The sequence below is a fragment of the Pseudoalteromonas rhizosphaerae genome (assembly GCF_902498845.1).
GTDB lineage: Bacteria > Pseudomonadota > Gammaproteobacteria > Enterobacterales > Alteromonadaceae > Pseudoalteromonas > Pseudoalteromonas rhizosphaerae.
In genome coordinates, this window is the sequence record NZ_CABVLM010000009.1 from 119,020 (window position 1) to 145,567 (window position 26,548).

Annotated in this window: 17 protein-coding genes; 9 read left to right on the plus strand and 8 right to left on the minus strand. The window is 42.0% G+C overall.

The features are described 5' to 3' along the window. Positions 1-71: 71 nt before the first annotated feature. Positions 72-2,909, plus strand: coding sequence for a TonB-dependent receptor (locus PSR9079_RS14820; protein WP_145240087.1), 2,838 nt, complete (start codon positions 72-74; stop codon positions 2,907-2,909). A 105-nt stretch (positions 2,910-3,014) separates the two neighbouring features. Then, entirely contained in the window at positions 3,015-4,307 is a 1,293-nt protein-coding gene (locus PSR9079_RS14825) for a DUF3472 domain-containing protein (RefSeq protein ID WP_179959195.1), read from the plus strand. On the opposite strand, the gene PSR9079_RS14830 is transcribed toward PSR9079_RS14825, so the two are convergent. The 7 genes from PSR9079_RS14830 to PSR9079_RS14860 all read right to left on the minus strand — a co-directional run bounded on the left by PSR9079_RS14830 (position 4,304) and on the right by PSR9079_RS14860 (position 12,942). Then, the gene (locus PSR9079_RS14830; RefSeq protein ID WP_149982231.1) at positions 4,304-5,026 is read right to left on the minus strand and encodes a response regulator; all 723 of its coding nucleotides are present in this window, start codon (positions 5,024-5,026) and stop codon (positions 4,304-4,306) included. The genes PSR9079_RS14825 and PSR9079_RS14830 overlap by 4 nt on opposite strands. Positions 5,027-5,119: 93 nt before the next feature. Next, complete coding sequence (locus PSR9079_RS14835) at positions 5,120-6,742, minus strand: ATP-binding protein (protein WP_145240093.1); 1,623 nt, start codon at positions 6,740-6,742, stop codon at positions 5,120-5,122. 12 nt (positions 6,743-6,754) lie between these two features. After that, entirely contained in the window at positions 6,755-8,296 is a 1,542-nt protein-coding gene (locus tag PSR9079_RS14840) for a tripartite tricarboxylate transporter permease (RefSeq protein ID WP_145240095.1), read from the minus strand. Positions 8,297-8,299: 3 nt separating this feature from the next. After that, entirely contained in the window at positions 8,300-8,767 is a 468-nt protein-coding gene (locus PSR9079_RS14845) for a tripartite tricarboxylate transporter TctB family protein (RefSeq protein WP_145240097.1), read from the minus strand. A gap of 11 nt (positions 8,768-8,778) precedes the next feature. After that, positions 8,779-9,762: a Bug family tripartite tricarboxylate transporter substrate binding protein gene (locus PSR9079_RS14850; protein WP_145240099.1), complete on the minus strand. Its 984-nt coding sequence runs from the start codon at positions 9,760-9,762 to the stop codon at positions 8,779-8,781. 12 nt (positions 9,763-9,774) lie between these two features. After that, positions 9,775-11,016, minus strand: a complete 1,242-nt coding sequence (locus tag PSR9079_RS14855) for an OprO/OprP family phosphate-selective porin (RefSeq protein WP_145240101.1) — start codon at positions 11,014-11,016, stop codon at positions 9,775-9,777. Positions 11,017-11,295: 279 nt separating this feature from the next. Then, complete coding sequence (locus tag PSR9079_RS14860) at positions 11,296-12,942, minus strand: methyl-accepting chemotaxis protein (RefSeq protein WP_149982232.1); 1,647 nt, start codon at positions 12,940-12,942, stop codon at positions 11,296-11,298. A 327-nt stretch (positions 12,943-13,269) separates the two neighbouring features. Here PSR9079_RS14860 and PSR9079_RS14865 point away from each other — a divergent pair, with 327 nt between their 5' ends. The 7 genes from PSR9079_RS14865 to PSR9079_RS14895 all read left to right on the plus strand — a co-directional run bounded on the left by PSR9079_RS14865 (position 13,270) and on the right by PSR9079_RS14895 (position 25,170). Continuing rightward, positions 13,270-14,754 (plus strand): serine hydrolase domain-containing protein, encoded by a 1,485-nt coding sequence (locus PSR9079_RS14865; RefSeq protein WP_179959196.1) that lies wholly within the window; start codon positions 13,270-13,272, stop codon positions 14,752-14,754. 158 nt (positions 14,755-14,912) lie between these two features. Beyond that, positions 14,913-16,190 (plus strand): efflux RND transporter periplasmic adaptor subunit, encoded by a 1,278-nt coding sequence (locus PSR9079_RS14870; RefSeq protein ID WP_145240305.1) that lies wholly within the window; start codon positions 14,913-14,915, stop codon positions 16,188-16,190. Next, positions 16,187-16,942, plus strand: coding sequence for an ABC transporter ATP-binding protein (locus PSR9079_RS14875; RefSeq protein WP_149982234.1), 756 nt, complete (start codon positions 16,187-16,189; stop codon positions 16,940-16,942). The genes PSR9079_RS14870 and PSR9079_RS14875 overlap by 4 nt, the downstream gene beginning before the upstream one ends. 1 nt (position 16,943) lies before the next feature. Continuing rightward, positions 16,944-19,397 carry an ABC transporter permease gene (locus tag PSR9079_RS14880; protein WP_149982235.1) on the plus strand — a complete coding sequence of 818 codons (2,454 nt, stop codon included), beginning with the start codon at positions 16,944-16,946 and terminating at the stop codon, positions 19,395-19,397. Between the two features lie 66 nt (positions 19,398-19,463). After that, complete coding sequence (locus PSR9079_RS14885; protein ID WP_145240299.1) at positions 19,464-20,849, plus strand: sigma-54-dependent transcriptional regulator; 1,386 nt, start codon at positions 19,464-19,466, stop codon at positions 20,847-20,849. Next, a complete protein-coding gene (locus tag PSR9079_RS14890; protein WP_149982236.1) occupies positions 20,850-22,133 on the plus strand; it encodes a sensor histidine kinase in 1,284 nt (427 codons plus the stop codon). A gap of 88 nt (positions 22,134-22,221) precedes the next feature. Then, positions 22,222-25,170 (plus strand): DUF3857 domain-containing transglutaminase family protein, encoded by a 2,949-nt coding sequence (locus PSR9079_RS14895; protein ID WP_149982237.1) that lies wholly within the window; start codon positions 22,222-22,224, stop codon positions 25,168-25,170. Positions 25,171-25,588: 418 nt separating this feature from the next. Here PSR9079_RS14895 and ylqF read toward each other — a convergent pair whose 3' ends face one another. Then, positions 25,589-26,542 carry a ribosome biogenesis GTPase YlqF gene (ylqF, locus tag PSR9079_RS14900; protein ID WP_145240293.1) on the minus strand — a complete coding sequence of 318 codons (954 nt, stop codon included), beginning with the start codon at positions 26,540-26,542 and terminating at the stop codon, positions 25,589-25,591. Positions 26,543-26,548: the final 6 nt, after the last annotated feature.

The following is a 26,548-nucleotide window of genomic DNA, read 5'->3' on the forward strand; positions in this document are numbered from 1 at the left end:
ATACACTCAACACGCGTGGCAATAACTCAATAAAAAAACAACCATCAACAAGTAAAATACAGGTAACTATTATGAAAGCACAACTAAAACTGTCCACACTGTTTTTGTCTATGAGCGCCATCTTCAGTGGCACCTCGCTGGCAGCTGATGAAGACAAAAAAAAAGAAAAAGAAGCCGAAGCAGAGCAAGTCGAAGTAATTGAAGTTAGAGGTGTTCGCTCGAGTATTAAAGAATCCCTGTATTTAAAACAACAAGCTGTAGGGGTTATGGATGCTATCGTTGCTGAAGATATCGGTAAGTTTCCCGACCAAAACATTGCCGAGGCATTGCAACGGATGACGGGGATTGCAATTACCCGTAACGGCGGCGAGGGCCAAAATGTTACCGTGCGAGGTTTAGGTGGTGACTACAACGTTACCACCGTTAATGGCCGACGCATGGCATCAGAGCATTCTAGCCGTAACTTTAATTTTGATTTAATCGCCCCCGAAATAGTCCAATCCCTCGAAGTATACAAATCCCCACAAAGTAAAACACAAGAAGGCGGCATTGGCTCAGTTATCAATATCAAAACCCGCAAACCTTTGGATTTAGATGGTTTCACTTTATCAGGCAGTGCCAAAGGCATTTATGAAGAACGTACTGGCGACACCAATCCACAAGCTTCGTTTTTAATTAGTGATACCTTTTTTGATAATACCTTTGGAGCGCTGTTTACAGCGGTATATTCTGAACGAACACAGCGTGAAGACTCTTATGAAGGTGAAGGTTTTTATGATCCAGACGAGAATGTTGATGTACGTATCCCAATCGATAGTAACGGCAACGGCAAGCTTGAAGATAATGAGCAATCATACCCATCGATTATTCCAGGCTATGTACGTTATTCAAATTGGCAGGATACGCGTGAGCGACTGGGTGCAAGCTTAGCGCTGCAATGGCGCCCGTCAGATAGTATAGATGTTAACTTTGACAGCATGTACTCACAATACGAAACCAATGGTGAGCAATATCAAATTTCATTTGTAACCTATGATGAATCTTGGACACCGGGGATCCCCGCTATCGGTGAAGTAAAGTTCAATGAAGATGGTAATGCTAATTATGTAGAACTAGTTGATGGCGCAATGGCTGAGCTGTTAAATGTGTCTGTGCCACGTAATACAGATACTTGGCAATGGGGTTTTAATACGGTTTGGTATGCCACAGAGAGCTTAACGGTTGATTTAGATATTTCACAGTCACAAGCTAAAAATGTCAGCAATGGTAACAATCGTTTTATTGTTGCACGTGGTTTTGTTGATGGTATCACTATCGACCAAACCGGTAGTAATATGCTGCCAGATGTGACCATGACCCCAGCACTGAGTGCAGAACAACCTTTTGGTGCGCATTACAGCTACAATTCAGGCACCGATGTGAAAGACCAAATAGAAGAGGTGCGCTTAGCAGCAACCTATATTCCCTCTTTTGAACTAGTGAAAGATATTCAATTTGGCGTTCATTACGGCAAACAAACCAAAGAACGCAGTGTTTATAAATCAAAAAATGCATCAATGTTCAGTAATGGTGGCGCTTATTTTAAAAACTCAGAATACGACAGTTTTGACGACTCAAGTGTTGAAGAGCTAGGCGGCTTAAACCTATTTCGTTTACCAGCAGATGTACTCGTGCCAGCTAACTTTGATAACTTCTTAGATGGTGAGCCTGGTAAACATCCGGATCCATGGGCAAGCTTTAATTACGACAAACTGTATGCTTTTTATGAATCAATTAATCCACAAGCGGCGCAAGATAAAATTGTCGCAAAGAACAGCCCAAAGGATTCATTCGCCCTTACTGAGCAGACCTTAGCGGCTTTTGTTGAAGCAAATCTACAAGGCGATATTGCTAAACTGCCTTTTGCACTAAACATGGGCGTCCGTGTAATACAAACCGATGTCACATCAGATGGTTACATCTTTGATGTTGATAATGTTCGTTACAATATAACCGAAAAAGATGGCGCATTAAGCTATCGCGTTGAGGGTGAAATTGAAGATTATTACACCCGCTCCACCACTGAAGAAAGCTACACCGACGTACTACCGAGCTTAAACTTTAAATTGCATCTACGTGATGACTTACTCTATCGTTTTAGTGCGGCTAAAGTAATCACACGGCCAAACTTAGATTATCTATCGCCTTATAGCTACTTAGATTTTAATAATGCCGAATACCATGCCTCAAACCCGGGTATTAAGCCACTAAGAGCCAATCAAATAGATACGACGATTGAATGGTATTTCTCTGACTATGGTGCACTAACCTTTGCAGCCTACTATAAAGACATCGAATCAGTGATTGCCCGCGGCCGAGTAGGCACTGCGCAAGTGGGTAATTATTTTAAAGATGGAGTGGCTGTAGAAGGCCCAGTTTTTACAAAAATCTCACCTACATCGGAAAAAGGCGCAACAATTTTAGGCTTTGAAACAGCTTATCAGCAGTCTTTTGACGAAATACTTCCAGCACCATTCGATGGCCTGGGTGTACAAATAAACTATACTTTCACAGACAGCAGCTATGACGACGAAGAGCTAAATGATCTGCCATTTGTGGGGATGTCTGAGCACTCGTATAACGCGGTTATTTATTATGAAAAAGGTGATTATCAAACCCGTATTGCTTATAACTGGCGCGACGACTACTTAGTCTATCCTGATGCATGGGGCGGACCAGAATGGGCGGCAGACTACGGCCAATACGATTTCAGTGCCAGTTACAATATCACTGAGAAAGTGCGAGTTGATTTAAGCGTAACCAACTTAACCAATGAAAGACAGTGGTCATACGTAAAAACAGAAGAACAAATTCGTCGCTTAGCGCGCTATGGTCGCTCGATTAGCCTTGGCTTTTCAGCATCATTTTAAGCTTATACCCAAACCACCTCAAGATGCAGAATTCACATCTTGAGGAGGCTTGGGTATACCCTCTTATATTAGCGCCGTTTGTCGGCGCTTTTTATGGAGCTCACTATGAGAGTTTTACTATTTATTGGTTCATTATTATGGACTTCATTTTCGCCATTTGCAGTGGCAAACCAAACCACGGATTACTTTATTCCCAGTTATGGCAATAGTGCTACTAGCCATAGTATCGCAGCAAATAAAAAACTGATTAGTGATGTGGGGATCACGCACTGGCAAGACTCTGCAATACCAGTTAATCACTACTTTTACCTGCCAACAAAAGCGGCTTTTAATTTAAAGTTGCGCGTAAAAGTTGCAGGCGATCGCAGCCAGCTTAAAGTCGACTTTAATCAACAGAGTCAGTTAATTACGCTCACTAATCAGCAATTTCAAGATATCGATCTTGGCGAGTTTCTGCCAGATCAAATCGGATACCAACAATTGCAACTTACCGGTATCGCTAAAACAGCTGACACCTTTGTTGATATTCAAGGTCTTATTGTCACGCTAGATAAAGAGTCGGCGGCGCCTTTATATGTAAAAGATGATATTTATTGGGGTCGTCGCGGGCCTTCCGTGCATTTAAACTATCCCACACCTGACAAGACTAAAAACTATCAATGGTTCTATTCAGAGCTGAGCGTACCACAAGGGTATGATCATCAAGGCTCGTATTTTATGGCCAATGGTTTTGCTGAGGGTTACTTTGGTATGCAAGTAAACTCTGACACTGAACGCCGTGTATTATTTTCAGTATGGAGTCCTTTTCAGACCGATGATCCAGCTGCTATTCCTGTGGAAATGCGTATTCAGCAATTAGCTAAAGGGCATGATGTGTATACCGGTAAGTTTGGTAATGAAGGTTCTGGCGGGCAAAGCTATTTAGTATTCCCTTGGCAAGCAGAACAAACCTACCGCTTTTTATTGAAAGTAAATCCGACTGAAAACCTTGCTAATCATACCGACTACAGCGCATATTTTTATGACCCTATCGCCGCAAAGTGGCTGTTCATTGCTTCATTTAGACGCCCTAGTACAGATACATATGTGGCAAGGCCACACAGCTTCTTAGAAAACTTCATCCCTGATGCAGGGCAATTCGAGCGCAAAGCGCTATACAGTAATCAGTGGCTCAGAGATACTCAAGGCCAATGGCACTCGCTTGATAAAGCACAATTTACTTATGATGCAACGGCTGCCAAGCAATCGAGAATGGATTATCAAGGAGGCACTGAAAACGCAGGTTTTTACTTACGCAACACTGGCTTTTTTACAGGCCCAACTAAATTGCACAGTGAATTTGAACGCCCAGTTGGTCAAGCGCCTGAGGTAGACTTAAGCGCTTTGCCAGATAACTAAGCCATTTTATAACAGCGCTCTGGCCGACCTATGCTGCCATAGCTTTGGTCGGCACTGACTTGCTCTGCCTCTAGTAAATACTCTAAGTAACGGCGTGCAGTTGAGCGACTTACTCCTACAAGATCGCCCATTTGCTGTGCTGTAAAAGGCGTTTTTTTGTGCTCTTTAAATGCATCAATAATCTTTTTTAAAGTAAGCTGATCAACCCCTTTCGGCAGTCTAACCGGTGCTTTACTTTGTTCGCTTGAGCCAAATAAAGTGTCGACCATAGATTGGGTCACCTCGTTAGCATCAGACAAACACTGCTGGCGTGACTCAAATCGCGCTAACGCCTGATCAAGTCGATTAAGCATCAAAGGTTTAACCAAAAAATCACACGCCCCTAACTGCATTGCCTTTTCAAGAGTTTCGACTTCTTTGGCGGCAGTCAGTAGCATCACTTCGCTTTTAATTGAGCGCCGACGCAAGTCTGTTAATAACTCAAGGCCATTGCCATCTGGTAGATGGATATCAAGTAAGATCAAATCGGGCTCTATCGCCTGTAATAGCGCGGTAGCTGTACTTAAGTTTGCTGCAATACCAACTACTTGATACTGACCTTGACGCAAGCTTTGTCGGGCAGTTTGATTCCCCGCAACCCCATTCGGTAAAAGCAGGTATTGAGCAAGAAGTTGTGCAACTTCGAGCTCATCTTCGATGATAACTACTGAATATGTCATTTTTTATTACTCATTTTAGCGTTGCAATGTTAGCCCATTTACTTTTATTATTGTTTGCTTGGCCACTGCTTATTAGCCTAAATTACCTTAGGGTTATTTAGGAATATAGACGCTTAATCTCGCGCCTTTTAAATCTGACTCACCAATTTCTAAACTACCACCACACGAATCTAAATTAGTTTTCACTAAATATAAACCAATGCCATGCTCTGCCCCTGCTTTTGAACTGTATTGTGGGGTAAATATCACTTCATGGTCGTTACCCAAGCCAAAACCACTGTCTTCGACATCAAACAATAATGTCTTACTCGTTTCATCAACCGTGACTCGTACATGAGGTTCTCGATCTTTACTGGCTCTGATCGCCGCATCAATGGCGTTATCAATTAAGTTGCCCAAGATTGATACTACTCGTTCTAACATTTCAGTACGTGCGATGGCACCAAGTAAACTTTCTGGGTTTAATTCCAATACTACGTTTAACTCGCGGGCTTTATGGTATTTACCCACCAGCAAACCGGCTAACACAGGATCTTGAATACGTTCTAATAAATGGTGGATCTGTGCTTGTGAACCTTGGCTTTCTTGGCCGATCAATTCGATTGCTTGCTCATTTTTACCCATTTGAATAAGCGCCCCAATTAGATTTAGCTTATTCGAATAGTCATGGGTTTGCACCCTTAACAACTCGGCAAATGCTTGTACTTTAGTAAGTTGCTGGCTCAAGTATTCAAGCTCATCAGCTGGGCGCAGAGTGAGTAAAATACCATCCGCCTGCCCTTGCACTTGCAATGAAAAACGCGACAACACCAAACGTTTATCCGCAGCAAACAACTCAAAGCCAACCATTTTACGACGCTGATTTCGTAATAAAAACTCAGCATGCTCTGGCAGTAAATCTTTCAGAGTTAATGACTGATTAATACAGGCAACTGGTTTATCTAAAATTTCGCAAGCACGCTGGGTCAGTTTGCGTACTCGTCCGTCGGGATCAAGTGCAATAACACCGCTACGCATGGTATTTAAAATAGCGTCCTGCTCTGAAAACAACCTCGCTATTTCATCTGGTTGCAAACCAAAGATGGCATTTCTTACTCGCTGACCAATAAAGATAGCGGCAATAATACTCAAAGCAACTAACAACAAACCCCAAATCATAATTTCAACAATCCGCTCACGGATCAACGGCTCAACCGATTGCACTAAAAAACCGACCGAGACCAAACCAATAATATTTTGTTGCTCATCGTATACCGGCACTTTACCGCGAATGGATTCACCTAAGCTGCCCTGCGCCACTGAAATATAACGCTCGCCGTGTAACGCGTCTTGGCTATCACCGCCAACCATTTTTTTACCGAGTTTATTGCTATCTGGATGGACGATTCGATGCGCATTTTTATCACCAATAACAATAAAATCTGCGCCAGTTAGCTGGCGCAGATTTTCTATTTCTTGGTTGATTGCCACCAAGTTACTAGGGTTCTTTAAAGCTTTAACGACATCATCGCTTGATGCAATACTCGTCGCCACAGCGAGTGCTTTGTCACCAATGTGATCATGCAAACTTTGTGCGGTAATTCGATACACCAAACCGCCAAATAACACCGCTTGTAATACACACAGCCCTGTAACCCAAATTATTAACCGCGTTTCTAAACGCTTAGGCTTTTTAACTATGTTTTGCAGCGGATTTTGCGTCTTGGTGTAGCTCATTTTTTACCTCAATTATGCATGCTCTTGCTTCACTTTAAGCGCCGCTTTATCTGCCCGGCGTTGGGTTATAAAGTCTTTTAATGGAAATAACAACACTAATATTGAGATAATAAAAATGCTCAATGTTAGTGGGCGTTCCCATAAGAAGCTTAATGAACCATCCGAGATCATCATTGAACGACGGAAGTTACGCTCAATCATGTCGCCTAAAATAAAGCCTAGTAGTAATGGTGCCATTGGGAAAGCCAGTAATCGTAATACCAACGCCACCACAGCAAAGCCAACCATCATAAATAAATCAAAGGTATTAAAGGAAACTAAATACACACCAATTAAGCTGAAGAACAAAATCATTATCGTTAATACTGATTTTGGCATCGCTAATACTTTTGCAAAATATGGTATCAAAGGAAGATTCAAAATCAGCAATACGATGTTACCAAAGTACATGCTAACGATAACCGCCCAAAATACACTTGGGTTTTCTTGCATCAGCATTGGACCTGGCTGAATACCGTAAGCAATTAGGGCACCTAACATAATAGCAGTCGTACCCGAACCTGGAATACCTAATGTAAGTAATGGTACAAATGAACCGGTACATGCTGCATTATTTGCAGACTCTGGCGCTGCCAAGCCTCGTAATGAACCTTTACCAAACTTTTCTTTTAAGCCTTTAGGCGCTAAGTTACGTTCCGTCGCATACGCCATAAAGCTAGCGATAGTGGCACCTGCACCCGGCAATACGCCAACAATAAAACCAAGTATAGACGAGCGGCCAATAACTGGCGCAATGTCTTTGATCTCTTCTTTGGTCAATTTAGTTGAACCGATTTGCGGTGTGTCTGAATCATTAATACTTTTAGTTTCTTTTTTCTCTGGACGCACTACATTAATAAGCGCCTCAGCCAGTGCAAAAGTAGCCATTGCCACTAATAAAAAGCTAATGCCATCAAGTAAGTCAGCTTGGCCTAACGTAAAACGCTCAGTACCAGATGATGGATCAATCCCCACAGTCGCGAGCATTAAGCCAAATACTGTCATCATCATGGCTTTTAAAAATTGCCCTTTATTAGAAAACGCCGCGATCGCTGTTAAACCTAAAAACATCAGTACAACGTAATCTGGAGATTGAAAACTCAGCGACACTTTTGCCAACAAGGGGGCTGCAACCATCAATAAAATTGCGCCTATGGTTCCGCCGATAAAGGAGGAGTAAGCGGCTATCGCCAATGCTTTGCCAGCATGACCTTGTTTAGCCAGCGGATAGCCATCAAAGGAGGACGCAACTGTACCCGCCACCCCTGGGGCATTAATTAAAATAGATGATGTTGAACCGCCAAAAATTGCACCGTAATACACCCCCGCCATCAGAATCATCCCTGAATCGGCACCGATGCTATAAGTAATTGGGATCATTAACGCAATAGCAGTAATTGGCCCAAGCCCCGGAAGCATGCCGATAAAGGTACCAACAAAACAACCCACTATGACATACAATAAATTGTTCCAGTCGAGTACGGTCGACAAGCCCAGCATAATTCCATCAAACATAACTTAACTCCACAGGTTGCCAGGAACCAAATAAATACCGAGCACTTGGGTCATTAAAAACCAAAACACTACAGCAACAGGGATAGAGGCCAATAAGAGAATAGCCTTGCGGCGCTCACCCATAACAAAAAAGCCAACTAATAAAAACGCACTGGTTGAGATTAAAAAGCCAATAGGCTCAAGCGCTGCGCTATATATCACCATCAATATAAGCAACCCGATTGTTCGCAATACATGTGACTTTTCGAGCGCATTATCTTCATCAACGGCTGCAGTTGGTTTAAGTAAAGTAGCCCCGATAGAAAGCAGACAAACGATAATACCAAATGCCGCATATACTTTAGGTAAGGTGGCAGAAGTAACCGTTTCATACTCTTCAAATGGGAGTAACGGAATTTGCCATGCAACAATGGCGTAGAGGGTAAATAGCGCCAAGAATAAACTTGGCCCTAGTAGTTCGCGATTCAACATAAAAGCCTCGATTAACGTGACGTACGAATAAAGCCGAGTTCTTCCATAACAACTTTAAGCTGTGCTTCTTGCTGTTCAAGTGACTTTATAAATTGATCTTTTTCTTGGAATAGGTTTAACCAACCGTTACGTGCACGGACTACTTCCCACTCTGGAGTGGTTTGTAATTTACGTAACTTCTCGGTGTATTCTGCAAGTTTATCAGCCGGTAAATTAGGTGCCGCAAAGAAACCACGCCAATTAACAAACTCCATATCATAACCAAGTGATTTTAAGGTTGGAATTTGTGGATAATCTGGTAGTGCCTCACCAGAGGTCACAGCTAGAATGCGTGCTTGACCGCCATTAGCGACTTCTAACGCTTCGCTAAGTCCGGTAGAAAGTAAGTTAACCTCGCCTGATAACAACCCTGCTTTGGCTTTACCACCCGCGTCATAAGGGATATAACGCAAACGACGTCCGTCAAGGCCTGCCGCTTTAACTGCTTGCGCTGCAACTAAGTGATCCATGCTGCCACGTGCAGAGCCACCAGCTACTTTTACAGAGCCTGAATCTTCTTTCATTGCTGCGATCACATCCTGCCAGGTTTTAAATGGCGAATCGTTACGTACTACAAACGCACCGTAGTCGGCAATCATACTGGCAACGGGAGTTAAATCACGGTAGCTGTAAGGAATTTTACCGGTTAGTGCCCGCAACACGATAGGTGTTGAGTTAACCATTAAGATATCGCCTTTTTTAGTACCAGACTCAATCAGATAAGCGATTGCACGGCCACCGCCGCCGCCCGACATATTTTGAAAAGACGCATTATCTTCAATACCCGCTTTCACTAAACCTTCACCCACACCGCGTGCTGTGGTATCCCAGCCGCCACCAGGGCCGCCCGGTACTAAAAAGTGAATGTCAGCCATAGCAAACGGACTGCTTAGTACTAACGATGCCGCAAGTACCGTAGTTTTAAATGATTTAAATGATTTTTTAAGTAAGTTCATCTCAATTTACTCCTAAAATAAATACTGCATGCGCGCACTAAAGCCCATACCTGAGTCTTCATCACCCACTAACGCAGTTGCGCCTGGACCCTCTACATCGCTGTAGATCAAGTTGCCCATAAATTTGATATCGCTGCTGATATAATAGGATGTGCCTAGGGTATAAGTAGTTACTTCAGTACCTTGCGTGCTACTTGTTGCATCCATTTGTGATACTCGGGCGACAAGCTCCCACGCATCTTTAATGCCTTTAGGTTGTACAAATAATGCTGAACCGGCTTTGTACCTGCGTTGCTCACCACCTAAGAAGTAGCTCGCTGATACATGAAAACCGTCATAACGTTCGCCATCAAGCGGGTCGGCGCCATTAACAGCATCAAGTGTGCGGCTTGCGTATTCAGCCTCTAGCGTTAATGCATCAGCTTGATACGCAAACTCAAGACCACTTTGCGACAAACTATCCAATGCCACGGCATTACCACCCACCGCATAATCAACAAGACGTACATTGGCTTCACGTATTTCGCCACGGGCAAAGCGCGCACCTAACTCGTTACCACCCATATCACGGTATGAATGCCACGCACCTAAATGAATCACATCGCCTGGGGCTGCGCTTGACCAAGTAACACGTCCCGTTGCAGCGAGTGTTAGTTGATCATCTTCGTCATGACCCGTCGCACCAAAGGCATCATTTTTATAAACACCAACGGCATAACGAAAACCACTGTCTTTAAAGTATTGAGACGCTGACGCTCCCCAACGGAAGAACGGCGAGAAAGTATTGGCTAGCGTACTGCGCTCTATAGTATTGGTATGCTTAGAGCTCGTTAAGCCATTTAAAGTGATGTCTTCACGGATTTTACCCGCTTTAATTTTTAGACCATTATCGAAATTATAACGAACTCGCGCCATCACGATTTCTGCTGTACCTTCGGCAAACTCAAGCAGTAACTTGTGATCCCAGTTACCATGCTCACTTTCAACATAAGTACGGATACGACGCGCAAAAAAATCACCGCCCGCATCACCGTCATTATTCGCGTTATATGCACCATCAAAATAGTTGTAATCAAGTTGCACTCGACCACCAAATTCCAAATTAAAGCCGCTAGACTTCTTCAGCGCAGCGACTTCTTTTTGTAGTTCGTCTAGTTGCTGCTGTAATTTTTCAGTGTCATTGGCAGCGAATGCTGAGGTACTTGCTAGCGCTGCTGCAATGGCTAAAGCCAATTGTGTGTTACTTGCTTTCATTGGTTGTTCTCTCCACACCTGTTGATGATTTTGTTGTCGTTAGATGAGCGACTACACACTGCTATCTGTCTTCGAGCATAGTGTTAACGTCAGATTAACGAAATGTTTAGAATTTAAGCTGCATTGATCTGCTTAAAATGCATTTAGCGCATAAAAATCACGCACAATATGCACAAAACTACAGTTTAATAACTCGTTGATAGTAATTGATTATTTATTGAGGTTTAGCTAAAAGAGGCATCTTAAGGGGTGATAAATAATTCACCCCCTTGATAATACTTATACTTTAAAGTTGCTTACTAGGTTGTCTAACTGTTGACACTGCTGTGCCAATGCTTGGCATGCACGCTCAGCCTGATCCACTTTGTCTAGCATATTGCCACTTGATGTAGCGATACGTTGCACATTGATATTCACATCTTCACTCACTTGGCTTTGCTGCGTGGCAGCGGTGGCAATTTGCATGTTCATATCGTTAATAATGGTAACTGCGTCATTAATACGCTGCACCGATTGCGCGGCACCGCGAGAGTGCTCAATCGTTTGTTGACCGCTTTTGGTACTGGCTTGCATTGCACCAACCGCTTGATTGGTGCCTTGTTGGAGCTTTTCAATCATGGCGTTGATCTCTCCGGTACTATCTTGCGTGCGACTCGCTAATGAACGCACCTCGTCAGCAACGACCGCAAAGCCTCGCCCCTGCTCACCCGCGCGCGCGGCTTCAATGGCCGCATTTAACGCTAACAAGTTTGTTTGATCAGCAATACCACGGATAACATCAAGCACAGTGGCGATATTCATTACATCTTGCTCTAAGGTGTTTATTACGTCGCTCGATGCCGAAATGTCGGTCACCAGTTGATTAATTAACGAAATGGTTTCTTCAATTGTGGCTTTTGCTACATTGGCATCATTATTAGCAGTACTTGTGGCACTGGCCGCATCATTAGCGTTTTGGCTTACGTTATCACTGGTCGTGCTCATTTCATTTACCGCAGCTGCCACTTGCTCACTTTCTATTTGCTGATTACTGGCTTCACTTAATACACTTGCAGTAATAATGCGCAAACTTTCAGTTTCATTGCGCACCTGTTCAGCCGAGCCGACAACCGCCAATACTGTGTTATGAATTTTACTGATAAAGGTATTAAACGAACGCGCAAGCGCACCCATTTCATCGTTTGACTTACTGTTTAACCGTTGCGTGAGATCGCCTTGGCCACTAGCTATGTTTTCTAATGCTAACTGCATTTTCTTTAACGGCGCCAAAATAACGGTAGACAGCAGCCAAGTTGCAGCTATTGATAAAACAAAGCTCAATACAATACCAAACTGCAAAGCAAAGCTAGCAGACTCTTGATTAGCGGTTACTTCAATTAAAGAATTTGTAAGTTTGGCATCTATTTCATCACGCATGCTAGTAACATTTTTGCGAATACGCGCTAACACTGCTTCCATATCTTGTTTATGCTCAGCTAAGTAACTAGCCGCAAGCTGGTGATCACTAAAAAGTGCTTGGTAGTAACGAGACCAAATAGCGACATCGGCTTTGATATTCGTAACCCGCTGTGCATTGATCGCATCAATGTAGCCAGACTTCACCAGCTTTAATGGGCTAGAAAGGCGCGCGTCGATACGAACTATATTATCTCGGTACTCTGCAAGCTGTACTATATAGTTTTGTTTGTCACCTTGTCCTAGCACCATGCTCAAACCTGCCGTTTTCACCTGAAAGAGATCACGATAGCCGTCTTCAAGATCGTCCAGCACCGTTCGCACCTCTAAGCTTATAAAACTGTTAAGTCGAGCTTGCTCTTTAAACGTATACAACACGTAACCCGACAACACCGAAAAAATAACTAAGGCGACGACGACAGGAATAGCAAATTTAACTCGAAAGCTAAGGTTATTTATAAATTGGCTCATTTTTATCACTTATCAGTTTGCGGGCAATGGGAGGGTCTGTTTAAAAGAAAAATAGCGCTATGTACCTGAAAAAACAAATAAACTAAATGAACAAAAAGAATTAAAAAACCTAATAGCCACGACCATTCCAAGTATATTTATTAAGCCCTATAAGCCACACTCCCACTTTTAATTTGAAATTCCCATAAATGGGAATTTCCCAAGTCCGAAAAAAACAAAACATATAAATTTCAATGCCTTATACTTTGGTATGCTCCTCGCTTTAGTGCTCACATCAAAAACTATCTAAGCAAAAAATAGATACAAATGAACACTAAGGACAACATCGTGTACACAGCTTGCAAAAAATTAGCAAAAAAATTAATCCTACCAGCCATAACCCTTCTATCGGCCGCTTTCTGCGCCTTTTCAGCACATGCAGATGAGCTCGACCAATGGGTTGTTGAGTTAATGCAAAAAAGAAATATTCCGGGGTTACAACTCGCTGTTGTTCGAAATAACAAAATAATTAAAGTTGCCAGCTACGGAGTTGCAAATATTGAAGATAATATTGCCGTTGATGCCAATACTCTATTTGCAATTAATTCTGCAACAAAAGCCTTTGTTGGTGTAGCTCTAATGCAGCTTGTTGAGCAAAAGAAATTAGATCTCGATGCGCCTATTGCTAATTACCTACCAGAGCTGCCAACTCAGTGGCACGCTATAACAACAAGAGAGTTAATGAGCCATACCTCAGGCTTACCTGACATAATAAAAGATGAAATTGCTAATTTAATCTCAGATCAAGGACCCGATGATGCGTGGCAACAAGTACAAATTAAGCCATTAGAATTCGAAACCGGCACTCGCTTTAAATATAACCAAACAAACTACGTCATTATTGGTCAGTTAATTAACAAGCTAGCGGGGATCCCATTTCAGCAATTCATAGCGAAAAATCAGTTACAGAAAACTGAAATGAGCCGAACACTTGAAGCTGGCTTTAGTAATCTCAACAATGTTGTAAAGCACTCGGCTAGACGGTACGAAAGCCAAGCTAATGAACTTATAAATTCCAGAGAAGCCATTTTCTCTGAACTGTTACAAACCGCCGCAGGCATGGCCTCAACAGCAACAGAATTAGCAAATTGGCTAGTGGCATTACAAACAAATCAGTTTATTAGTGCACAAAGTATTCAGCAAATGTGGTCCCCGACCCGCCTAAAAAACGGTCATACTCAAGGCTTTAATCAGCGTTTAAATGGCTATAGTCTTGGCTGGCCAGTTATGGGCCGAGAAGAGCATCCTGCATTAGCTGCGGTAGGTGGTAACAGAGCGGGTATCTTTGTTTACCCTAAAGATAATATGTCGATTGTCATCTTAACTAACTTAATTGGCGCACTGCCATCGCAATTTGTAGATGAAATTGCCGGATTTTATATCCCGCAAATGAAACAAGAGAATGGCTTTGGTTTACCCAAAAATATTAAACGCTTATGGCAAGTTCTTGAAGTACAAGGCTATGGAAATGCAATTACAGCTGCCGCTCAATTAAGTAAAGATGAGCAGATTCAATTTACCGAAAACAATATTAACTTATGGGGTTATTCGCTTATTAACCAAGACAAACTCAATGAAGCGTTAGCGGTTTTTAAGCTTAACACGCACCTTTATCCACATAGTTACAATACCTTTGATAGCTTAGCAGAAGCATACTGGTATCTCGGTGACCACCAACAAGCAATCGCCAATTATAACCATGTACTTAAACTCCAGCCTGATAATACTCATGCGAAAAAGCAGCTGACTAAATTAGCAAAAATTAATCAGTAAACTCGCTTTTAAATTATCCCACTTTTGATTTATACATCCCAGAAGTGGGAAAAACTGCATTAACAAAAAACATAAAAACAATTAGAATCAATAATTTAAATTTTGGCACACTCCTCGCTACCGTGTTTATTAGTTATAAACATAAAGAAATATAACCTATGGATATAGATAGCACCTTAAAACGCAGCACCAAACCGAGTCAGCGTAAAAAACTCATATTTGGTACCTTACTTATTAGCATAGCGCTTATTATTTGGCTGATTTACTCATGGCTAGCACCTACCACATTGGCGGCTAATCAACTGCAAATAGCCACCGTAACTCAAGCTGATTTTGTAATAAAAATACGTGGCTTTGGCCGTTTAAAATCAAAGTATCAGCGTTATTTAACCAATACCGATAGCGCCATGGTCGAAGCTATTCATGTATACCCCGGCACCCGCGTCAATAAAGACACCGTTATTTTAACCCTGGTAAATCCACTACAAGCGCAGCGTTTATCAGTCGCACGGCTCGAATTGGCAAGACAAAAAGCCAGCGCTAACGAACAAATAATCAATCAAAAAAGTCAGCTATTAGAGCGCCAAGCAAGCCTGACTATTTTAAAAAGCGAGCTTGAAAGTGCCCAGCTGCGTGCACAGGCCGAAAGTAAATTAATCGAGCAAGGCATTGTTTCAAGCCTTGATTACAAGCGCAGTTTATTAACCGTGAAGCAGCTAGAGCAACGTGTTGATATTGAAAAGCAACGCTTAGTCCAATTAGCCGATATGCACCATCAGCGCAGTAAAATTCAACAAGAGCTATTAAGCCAATTTGAATTGAACTATCAAGTACAACAGCAAGCCTTTGATGACTTACAGGTCACCGCTGGCATTGACGGCATGCTGCAAGAGCTTAATGTTGAGCTTGGTCAAAATCTTACACCAGGTACACGGCTCGCCATAGTAGGCTCAGATACCGCTCTCAAGGCTGAGCTTAGTGTGCAACAAAGCGATGCAGAAAAAATAGCTTTAAATATGCCAGCAAGAGTAAACACGTTTAGCACGGGTAATAGTGGCGAAGTAATCGCAACTGTCACCCGTATTGACCCTATCGTCAGTGATGGCCGCGTGATGATTGAACTTGATTTAACAGGTTCGTTGCCAGCTAACGCACGCCCAGATTTAAGTATTGAAGGGTATGTAATAAGCCACGTCATACCCAATGCACTCACCGTTAACTTACCCACCAAAGTGCAAGCCGATACTGACGCTACGCTTTTTAAACTTAACCCGACTACCCATTTAGCACACCCCACGCAAATTGAATTTGGTACACTCAGTGATAACAAAATTCAACTGCTGAGCGGCGCTAAAGTGGGTGAACAGCTGATCATTTCAGATCTCTCTAAATGGCAGCATTTGGCAACTATAAAAATAGAACAGGAAAGTTTATGAACACCAATACACTTATCTCATTAAAAAATATCGCCAAGGTTTATCGCAGCCAAAATGTTGAAACCTACGCCCTCAAAAATATCGACCTTGAAATAAATCAAGGCGATTATATTTGCATTAGTGGCCCATCAGGTTGTGGTAAATCAACGCTGTTATCTTTACTTGGCTTGCTAGACAGCCCTACCGAGGGGCAATATTTTATTAAAAACGTCGATACCAACACCCTCGACATGGACCAACAGGCAGAGCTGCGTAATTTACATATTGGCTTTATTTTTCAGTCATTTAATTTAATAGATGAACTTTCGGTGTTTGATAACGTAGCATTGCCGCTGACCTATCGTGAGCCTGCTATGAGCCAAGCTGATATTCAGAGCGCAGTAAAGCATGCTCTTGATGAGGTTGAAATGGGGCACCGCGCCCAACATAAACCTAATCAGCTCTCTGGTGGGCAACAACAACGTATTGCTATTGCCCGCGCCCTTGCCGGTAAACCCAGTATTTTATTGGTTGATGAGCCAACCGGTAACCTTGACTCTAAAAATGGTGATGCAGTGATGGACTTGCTCGACGCACTGAATCAAAAAGGCACTACCATTTGTATGGTAACCCATGATTTACGTTACGCAGGACGCGCAAAAACTCAGCTAAAACTACTCGATGGCGAAATTATCTCGTATTCGCAAGCACGCCAAGATACGCACACTGAAAATACCAGCGCTGTATCCGCTGATACTGCCGAGGTGATTTAACATGAGCCGTTTAACTAAAACACGTAGTCAACTGCGCTTGGCGTGGGCATCACTGATGAACGCACCGGGGTTTGTTACCGCCGTTGTAGCCACCTTGGCGCTCACTCTCGCGACCTTATTTGTAGTGCTAAGCCTAGTAAATAGTTACTTTTTAAAACCCCTTGATGTATTTGACGAAACCCGCATGGTGGTGGTTGAGCAAAGCCTAACCTATGACGACTACGATGCGGTTGGCTTTCAAAGTTATCAATCGATGGTGCACTGGCTTAAAAACAATCAAAGCTTTGAGCAAGCTTTTATGATGAATGCCGCTGAAAATGTTTTTTTATACTTAGACGGCCAACCAAAAAAGGATGTGCTGTATGTCGGTGGTGAATATTTTGAGCTCCTACATACTCCTTTTTTACTCGGACATGGCTTTAAAAAGGGCGGAACTTTAGAAGAAGCTGATAATAGCGCGGTCATTTCAGAGAAGTTCTGGAAAGAACATTTTAATAGTGACCCTGATGTAATTGGTAAGCCCTTAAAAACAGCCAGTGAGATTGAAGGTGATGGGCATATAATAACGGGGGTTGTAGCGGCTAATTTCAGCCCACCTTACATGATTAAAGCGGGCTCTGTTGATGTGTGGTATCCAACCAGTTCTGACCGTCGATTTTTCCATAATGATGACTGGCAAAGCCCGTGGACCAACACGTTTAGAAACTTAAAACTGATTGCAGTATTAAAGCCTGGCGTCACTAACGAGCAAGTAAAAACCGACTTAAAAGCCCAAATTGATAACATTAAATCTGAATGGCTCAATAATGGCGGCATTACTGATGTAAAGCCCGTTGTAACACCGTATCGTGAAGTTGAGCTTGGCAATAACGATCAACTTAGTTTAATGATGCTTGCAGGCGCGGTGGGGCTATTGGTCATCGCTGTACTAAACGTCAGCACCTTGTTTTTTTCACGCGCGTTAGCACAGCATAAAACCTTAGCGCTGCAAGCTGTACTGGGCGCAAAACGTAAAACTTTATTTAGCAGCATTTTACTGCAATCACTCATTTTAATGAGTATATCGGTCAGCATTGCACTGTTTTTATCTATTTGGGGTATTCGGTTATTCAAAGTACTTGCAGAAGGACGCTTGCCACTGGTGAACAGCTTGGCTGTTGACCTTAATTTGGTGCTGATAGCGGTAGTTATGTGTATTGCTTTAGCGTACATATTCTCAGTGATCACTGCACGTTTAGTTAACTACAAAACCTTAAATAGCCAAATGCAAAACAGTGGCAAAGGCGGCGTGTCGCAAGTATCTGGTCGTACTGTGCGTATACTAATTGGCACACAAATGTTTGTGGCAGCCTTATTAGTTAGCTTTTCAATTATGATTGTTAGCAAAGCACTCGACACCATTAATCGCCCACTGGGTAGCGACACTGAAAACCTGTACTTTGCACAGTTATTTCAAACCAATAACAATGCAACACTGGCTGAGCGCTACGAGCAAATTAAGCAGTATCAAAAAGTATTACAAAATAGCGAAGGCATTAAAGATGTTGCTCTTGGGCAAAGCCCAGTATCCGCAAGACAAAATGCCAATACCCTAACCGATGTTGCAGGTAAAAGCTCAATCTTCTTTCCAAGCCAGTGGGTCGGGCCTGATTACTTTGATTTAGTGGGCACAAAAATACTCGCTGGGCGTACTTTTAGTGAGCAAGCAATGCGCGGTGAAACTAACGAGTTATTGGTATCTATCAGTGTCGCTAAATGGCTATTACCCGACCAGGAGTACACAAATGTTATCGGTAAAAGCTACAAAGGCCTTGAAGATAAAATGTTTGAAATTGTCGGTATAACGGAGGACTTTAACCACCCTAAATACTACGACGAATCATTTGGTCGGCACATGTGGTGGCCCGCACAGCCTTGGAGCTATATGTTTGTTATTGAAACAGAGCAAGGTGTTGAGCTGACCAGCAAGCAAGTTTTAAGTTTATTAAGAAAAGCCAATAGTCACTTAACTTTATGGCAATTTAGAGACTTACAACAAGAGTACGATGATTTATTGTATATGAGCCACCTAACAGTAGCACTGTGTAGTACCTTGGCATTATTTACTCTATTATTAGCAGCAATAGGTATCTTTGGCGTGCTGAGCTATAACCTAGGTCTGCGCCGTTATGAGTTTGGTATTCGCATGGCGCTCGGCGCTAAAAAGATACGCTTATTTAAATTAATGAGCAAAGAGGCGGTGATCCCTGTGCTGGTTGGCTTTGCCCTTGCAATAATAACCGTGTTAGCTGGTTATTTTATACTTCAAGAACAGCTAATGTCATGGCTAATCATGGATGTCCGGCTGCAATTAATGGCATGGACAATTACCTTAATTATTGCCATGTTCGCGTGTTTTAGGCCATTATTACTGTTAATTAAAGCAAAACCCATGGCTGCGCTTCGTAACGACTAAGCAATATGATGTGATAACCAAGCAAAAGTAAAGCAATTTGCTTTTGCTTGAAACAAGAAGAACAAAATGGACACAATTTTAGTTATCGACGACCAAGCCGATGTACGCATGGCGGCCATCGTGGCATTAAATCAAATTGGCTATCAGTGCATTGAAGCACAAGGCCCAGAGCAGGCGCTGGAAATAATCAGCAGCACAGCTATAAGCCTTATTTTGCTTGATATGAACTTTAAACTCGACACCACATCCGGCGCTGAAGGACTGCGATTTTTACAGCAACTGCAGACCCTGAGCGCTAATATCCCGGTGGTAGTCATGACCGCATGGGCAAGCGTTGATGTTGCTGTAAAAGCCATGCAGTTGGGTGCGGTCGATTTTGTTGAAAAGCCATGGAACAACCTGCGCTTAACTGCGGTGGTACAACAGCAGCTGAAACAACAAAAAACCAACCACGACAATGCTTGTTTAAAAGCATTGCATAGCACCAGCGATGCTAATTACATTGCCCTGTCAGCCACTATGCAACAGTTATTAGCCCGAGCTAAACGCGCAGCCCAAACCAATGCCAGCATTTTAATTACTGGCGAAAATGGCACTGGCAAGAGCCTCTTAGCACATTACATACATCAACATTCAAACCGCAGTGAGCAACGCTTCGTTAGCGTAAACATTGGTGCTATTGCCCCTTCATTATTTGAAAGTGAATTATTTGGTCATAAAAAAGGCGCTTTTACTGATGCCAAAGAAGACCGCTTAGGCCGCTTTGAAATAGCCAATAGCGGTACCTTATTTTTAGATGAAATAGCCACTTTGCCGCTGGAGTTGCAAAGTAAAATGCTGCGCGTACTCGAAAGCCAAGAATTTGAAGTGCTCGGCTCCAGTCAAACCAAAATTGCCGACGTTCGTATTATTGCTGCAACCAATGCAGAGCTTGCCAAAGCGATTGAAGAGGGCGAATTTCGCCGCGATTTGCTGTTTCGACTCAACACCATTGAATTACACATTCCGCCCCTGCGCGAACGCCCGGAAGATATCGTTGAGCTGGCTAATCACTTGTTGGCAACACACAGTAAAAAATATCAGCGCAGCGGCATGACACTGACTGGCGAAGCGACGCTGGCGCTTACCCAGTACCATTGGCCTGGTAATGTAAGAGAGCTTAGCCATTGTGTTGAGCGAGCCGTGATTATGAGCGACAACGACAATATTGGCGCCTGTGATTTAATTCTTGCACAACCCAGTAGTGAAGCAAGCATCAGCCATAGCGCAGCAGCCAATCAATCATTACCGCTATTACCGCTGGAGGAGCTAGAAAAACAAATGATCCAAAAAGCACTGGCTGAATTTAATGGCAATGTTATTGCTGCTGGGGAATTTTTAGGATTAAGTAAATCAGCTATTTACAGGCGCATCGATAAGCATCAGCTTGATTTAAAAGAAGCAGACAGTTAAATGCCAACCAACCAGTCACTTGAACAGCACCTTAAACGCTACCTTTATTTGATGGTTTTTATCCTGCTGACGTTATGTATTTTGCTTACGATCAGCTGGGATTTAGATTGGTTTGCCAGCATCAGTATATTATTGCCGTTGGTCACTCTAACGGTACTTGCGGCGCTAAAAAGTTATCGGCTAGTTACCGATGTACTCGATCGGTTTGGCTTACAACTTGATGCCCTTGCGAATAACGAAAGCAATAGCTGGCACTTAGCCAAATACCAAGGTGGGCGCATTACAAGCTTAAAAGCCGACTTTAATAAACTCAGTAACAAAATTGCTAAAAATAAACGTCATTACATACAAACCGAAGAGTTTGTATTTGAGTTTGTTGGCATGCTTGATTTACCCATTGTTATTTTAGACCCGCACGGATTAGTCTATTTCACTAATCAAGCATTCTTAAATAGTTTAACCACTCCTGACGTTGCAGGTTTAACAGCAAATAATCTCGGCCTCATATATAACCAAGGCATGTGGCAACAACATGATGATTCATGTTTTGAGCAGCGTTTTCATATCTCATCACAAACATTTTGGCGTGCAGGGCGAAGCTACGAATTACTGACGTTATTTTCGATTGAGCAACAACTACGTAGCAACGAGCAACAAGTATGGCAGCGATTAATACGCGTACTTAATCATGAAGTTAGAAACTCCCTCACACCGATTTACTCAATGAGTCAGTCTCTTCAGATCATGAAGCAGCAAGGACAGATCAGTAATGCACCTGATTTAGCCAGCGACATGCTACAAGTGATTGAAAAACGCGCCCAGCATTTGCTCGACTTTGTAGCCAGTTACAGTGCCTTTTCACAGCTGCCTGCCGCTAATAAGCAAGCCGTAACCACAGAACAAATCAATCTGAGATTACATGCCTTATTTCCACCGTTAGTTATTCAAGCAACTGAACCTCAGCACTTCAATGTAGATTTAGGCCAGTTAGAGCAAGCACTGATCAACCTAATTAAAAATGCCTTTGAAGCCGGAGGTAGAAGCGCACCTACTCTTAGCTGGCAACAACATAAAGATAAAGTTGTTATTAAGCTGCTCGATAGCGGCACTGGTATTACAAATCCTGAAAACCTATTTGTGCCTTTTTATTCAACAAAAGCGCAAGGCGCGGGGATCGGTTTAGTGATCAGCCGCGAACTCATTCGTAATCAAGGTGGTCAGTTACAATTATTAGCCAATCCTGAAGGTCAAGGTACTCGTGTATTAGTTACCTTACCAAGATAATGCCCTGTATTTTATTGGCTTATAAGCCATAGCTTGGTAATCTAACAACAATAGGGACACTTAAAACCAGCCAAAAAGAAGAACAATAATGAAATGGACTCAATTAACGAGCCTCACACTCAGTGTGTGTTTTTTAGTTATAAGTTTTTATAGCACCAGCCAAGAATACCAAATCCAAGCTGCAGATGATTGGGTGAAACAACAGCCACTGATTAAAACGGAAATCCCAGTCAACCAAATCGTCGATGGTACTTATTACCGATTACTTGATACCCAAATAAAAGTATCTGCTCAACATCCTCAGCAGCGCTACACGCGTACTGTGATGCAGGCGGTGAACCAAACTGGCATCGATTACATTAGCCAACTTAATTTAGACTTTGATCCCAGTTATCAAACCCTCACACTCAATAGTCTTGGCCTTATCCGAGATGGGCAATACATAAATAAACTCGCTAGCGCACAATTTAAGGTCTTACAACGAGAAACCGAATTAGCCAATGGAATTTACAACGGCAGCCTAAGTTTAAATATTATTGTTGATGATATGCGCATTAACGACCAGCTCGATTACAGCTTTACGATTACTGGCCGCAACCCTATTTACCAACATTTTAGCGCGTCTCGCACATTAAACTGGTCGGTACCGGTGGCGCAACAATTTATGCGTGTGTTATGGCAAAAACCCACACCACTTTATATCAATACAATTAACGGCGAGGTTGACATAAAAGACACCCCGCTCGCTGTTGGTCATGACTATCAAATCAGCTTACACAATCAAGCAACAATCACATCTTCAAGCCAAACACCATATTGGTATAACCCGTATAAACAGGTTTTTTTCTCTGAATTAAAATCATGGCAGGAAGTTGCTAACTGGGCAGCCCCTTTATATCAATCCGCAATAGAAGTAACAGATCCTGTAACACTCATTGCCGATGAAATAGCCATGCGTAATCCACAAGCCTCCGATCGTATCGCCGCTGCATTAAAGTTCAGTCAAGACGAGGTTCGTTATTTAGGCTTGGAGATGGGTACTAACTCCCACCAACCAACGTCGGCATCTGAAACTCTGGCACTTCGTTATGGTGATTGTAAAGACAAAACCGTACTGCTAATTTCATTACTTAAAGCAATGGGGATCAAAGCCTATCCTGCATTAGTGAACACTGACGAAGGTAAACGGTTAATTGAACTACCAGCCTCAGCACAAATATTTGATCATGTCATTGTCACGCTTGAGCATGCAGGTCAACGTTATTGGCTAGATCCAACAATAAACTATCAAACCGGAACTTTAACGCATTTAGCACAACCAAATTATGGTTATGCCTTGATTGTTAAACCTTTTGAGCAACAGCTTACAAAAATGAGTCCCCCTGTCGATGGTATTACAATTAAAACGCATGATAACTACACCATAGCTCTTAAACCTGAACAGCCAACAACATTTCAAACTAGTTACATATATAGCCAGTTTGATGCTGTAAATAGACGCAGTTCATTAGCCCGCAATGGACTCGATAAAATAGCGAAAGATTACCTAGAATATTACCAAGGCTATTTTCAAGGCATAACCATTGATAAGCCGATGACGGTAACTGAGAATACAAATAACGGCGAGCTGTTAAGTGACGAGTTTTACCTTATTAATGATTTTTGGCAACCTGACGACGAAGGACTCAGAGCTGATTTTTATGCCTCAGAGATACAAAATAGCGTTTACGAACCCGATCAAATTAATCGCACAACGCCGCTGTATTTTAAGTACCCAAATAATATTGAAACAACTATTAAAATAAAATTTGAAGAACCAAATTGGCACTTTGATAATAAGCAAAGTGAAATTGATAATGCGTTCTTTAATTTCAAAAAGAATATCCACTTTACGGACAATATATTAACACTCGATTTTTCATTTAGCGCCAAACAAGATCATATTCCAGCTGATCAGATTAAACTGTACCTGAGCGAACGAGACAAGCTAATCGACAATGCGCAGTTTGGCATTGTTAAATATGTAACTGCAGATACCACTAGCAGTTTTGATTTAAACGATAATTGGATCATTGCAGTATTACTTGCTTACCTGCTCGCACTGATATTTTTTATTGTGGCATGGCGTATCGAGTCAGCAAAGCGCCCAACATTTAGTGATGCGCAGTTTTACCCAGTTACTAATGCAAAGTTTATTCTTTATAGTATTTTTACTTTAGGACTTTTTATTAACTACTGGAGTTATCGCAACTGGAAAGCAATTAAAATACAGCAAAATAGTCATATCATGCCGATTGCTCGCGGGATTTTCGCGATATTTTTTTATTACTCTTTATATTTAGAGCTAGTTGCACACAGCCAAACGCAGCACAATAAAAATAAAATCATGCCAAACGTCTTGGCAATTATTGCGTGGTTACTGGTTATTTTGGCAAGTCTCATGACCCGTATTGACGAAGCAACTACTATAGCTATTTGTATCCTGCCATTTTTATGGCTGCCATTAGTTAATTACATTCAACACCTAAACCAATCATCTGACGCACTTGCATACAATTCTAAATGGCGAGTAAGAAATATAGTTATCGCCATAATCTGGGTACCTATTTTATTTTTAAGCTTACTGGAAGAAGTCTATTTATTACCGAGTACCGCTATCGTAAAAGGCGATAAATTGTGGTCATTTCAAATGCAATTCTTAAAACGCCATCAATTAGTACCTATTGATGAAGATGTTTTATATTTTTACAGCGATGCGTGGGTAGATTTTCGTAACGACGGCAATGGTATAAGCGACAACTACATTTTTAGCTATTGGCAAAATGAACAAGGCCAACTTGAATCAAACTTAAAACACTTTAAGGATGTTACTAGCGTCGAAGTCACTTATGGCAGAACACAACTTGATAATACAGTGATTAAAGTTATCGACAAACAAGGCGAGCACTTTTTACTTATAGTTAATAGCGAAGGAAGCAAAGATAAAGAATTGGTAGAACAAATAAATAACCGCATTGAAAGTAATAAGACGCCATAAGCATTAGCAAGCAAAATAATCTAATATCAGCAAGAAGTCGGGCTGTGTAATATTAATGCCAACAAAGTGCTTTATTTGTTGTTTTTATCAGCAAATAAAATAAATGAGAATTATTTGCAAATGAGTGTTGACAGATCATAAGATCTAACTGATAATCAATATCAACAAGACGCAAAGCACAACGACTTGTACGGAATAAACTGATTTGTTTCTCGACCCTGAAACACGTGTGGCGCACGTAAACAGCTAAGGTTACCTGTTACTAACCGCAACGCCCCTTGATGTTGGTGACAGGTAACCGCCCTACTATTTTACTTGCTACATTGCTCATATCGGTGACGGTAGATATGAAACTAAAAAAGCCCTTACGGGCTTTTTTTATGTCTGTAATTTAGTGAGCTAACCAGTGGAAAAACAATTACCGGCGGTTTTTACGTGCTCGTGCTCGACGTTGTTTTTTCTCTTCTTCTTTAGCGGCTTTTTTAGCCTCAGCCGCAGCACGAAGCCCTGCAACCATCACTTCTTCTTCTTCACGCATAGCTGGAGTTTCCATAGTGATACGACCAATTATGCCATCGCGTAATTCATTAATTAGAATTTCTGACATTTTATAAGTATCAATTTGGTTACCACCACGGATACAACCACGCTTTTTACCCGCCATTTCAACAAATTCCCAATCATTTTCAGGTAATTCATCAATTTTATAACGCGCTTTTAAAAGTTCAGGATACGCCCGCAATAGATATTCAGCGGTGTAACTAGCGACTTCTTCATATTCAAGTGCGGTATCACGTATCGCACCTGTAGCACCTAAACGGTAGCCTGAGTTTTCATTTTCAACTTTTGGCCACAACATACCCGGTGTGTCGTAAAGCATGATGCCGTCTTCTAGCTTAATACGTTGCTGCGCTTTAGTAACCGCCGGTTCGTTGCCTGTTTTCGCAACAATACGACCCGCTAACACATTAATTAACGTAGATTTACCCACGTTAGGAATACCCATGATCATGGCTTTAATTTGCTTATCAGCACCGACTTTGTGTGGTACTAATTTTTTACACAGTTCATTAATACGATGAACTTCAGCCGCTTTATCATTACCAAACGCAATCGCTTTTACGCCATTTTCTTGCTCAAAGTAATCCTTCCACGTTTGCGTCATTTTAGGATCGGCTAAATCAGCTTTATTCAAAATTTTGATGACCGGCTTACCTTCACGCAACGTCGCCACCATCGGGTTTTCACTACTGTAAGGAATGCGCGCATCAAGCACTTCAATGATCACATCCATTTGTGGCATTATTTCTTTAATTTCATTACGGGCTTTATTCATATGCCCAGGGAACCACTGTATTCCTGCTCTACTCATTTGACT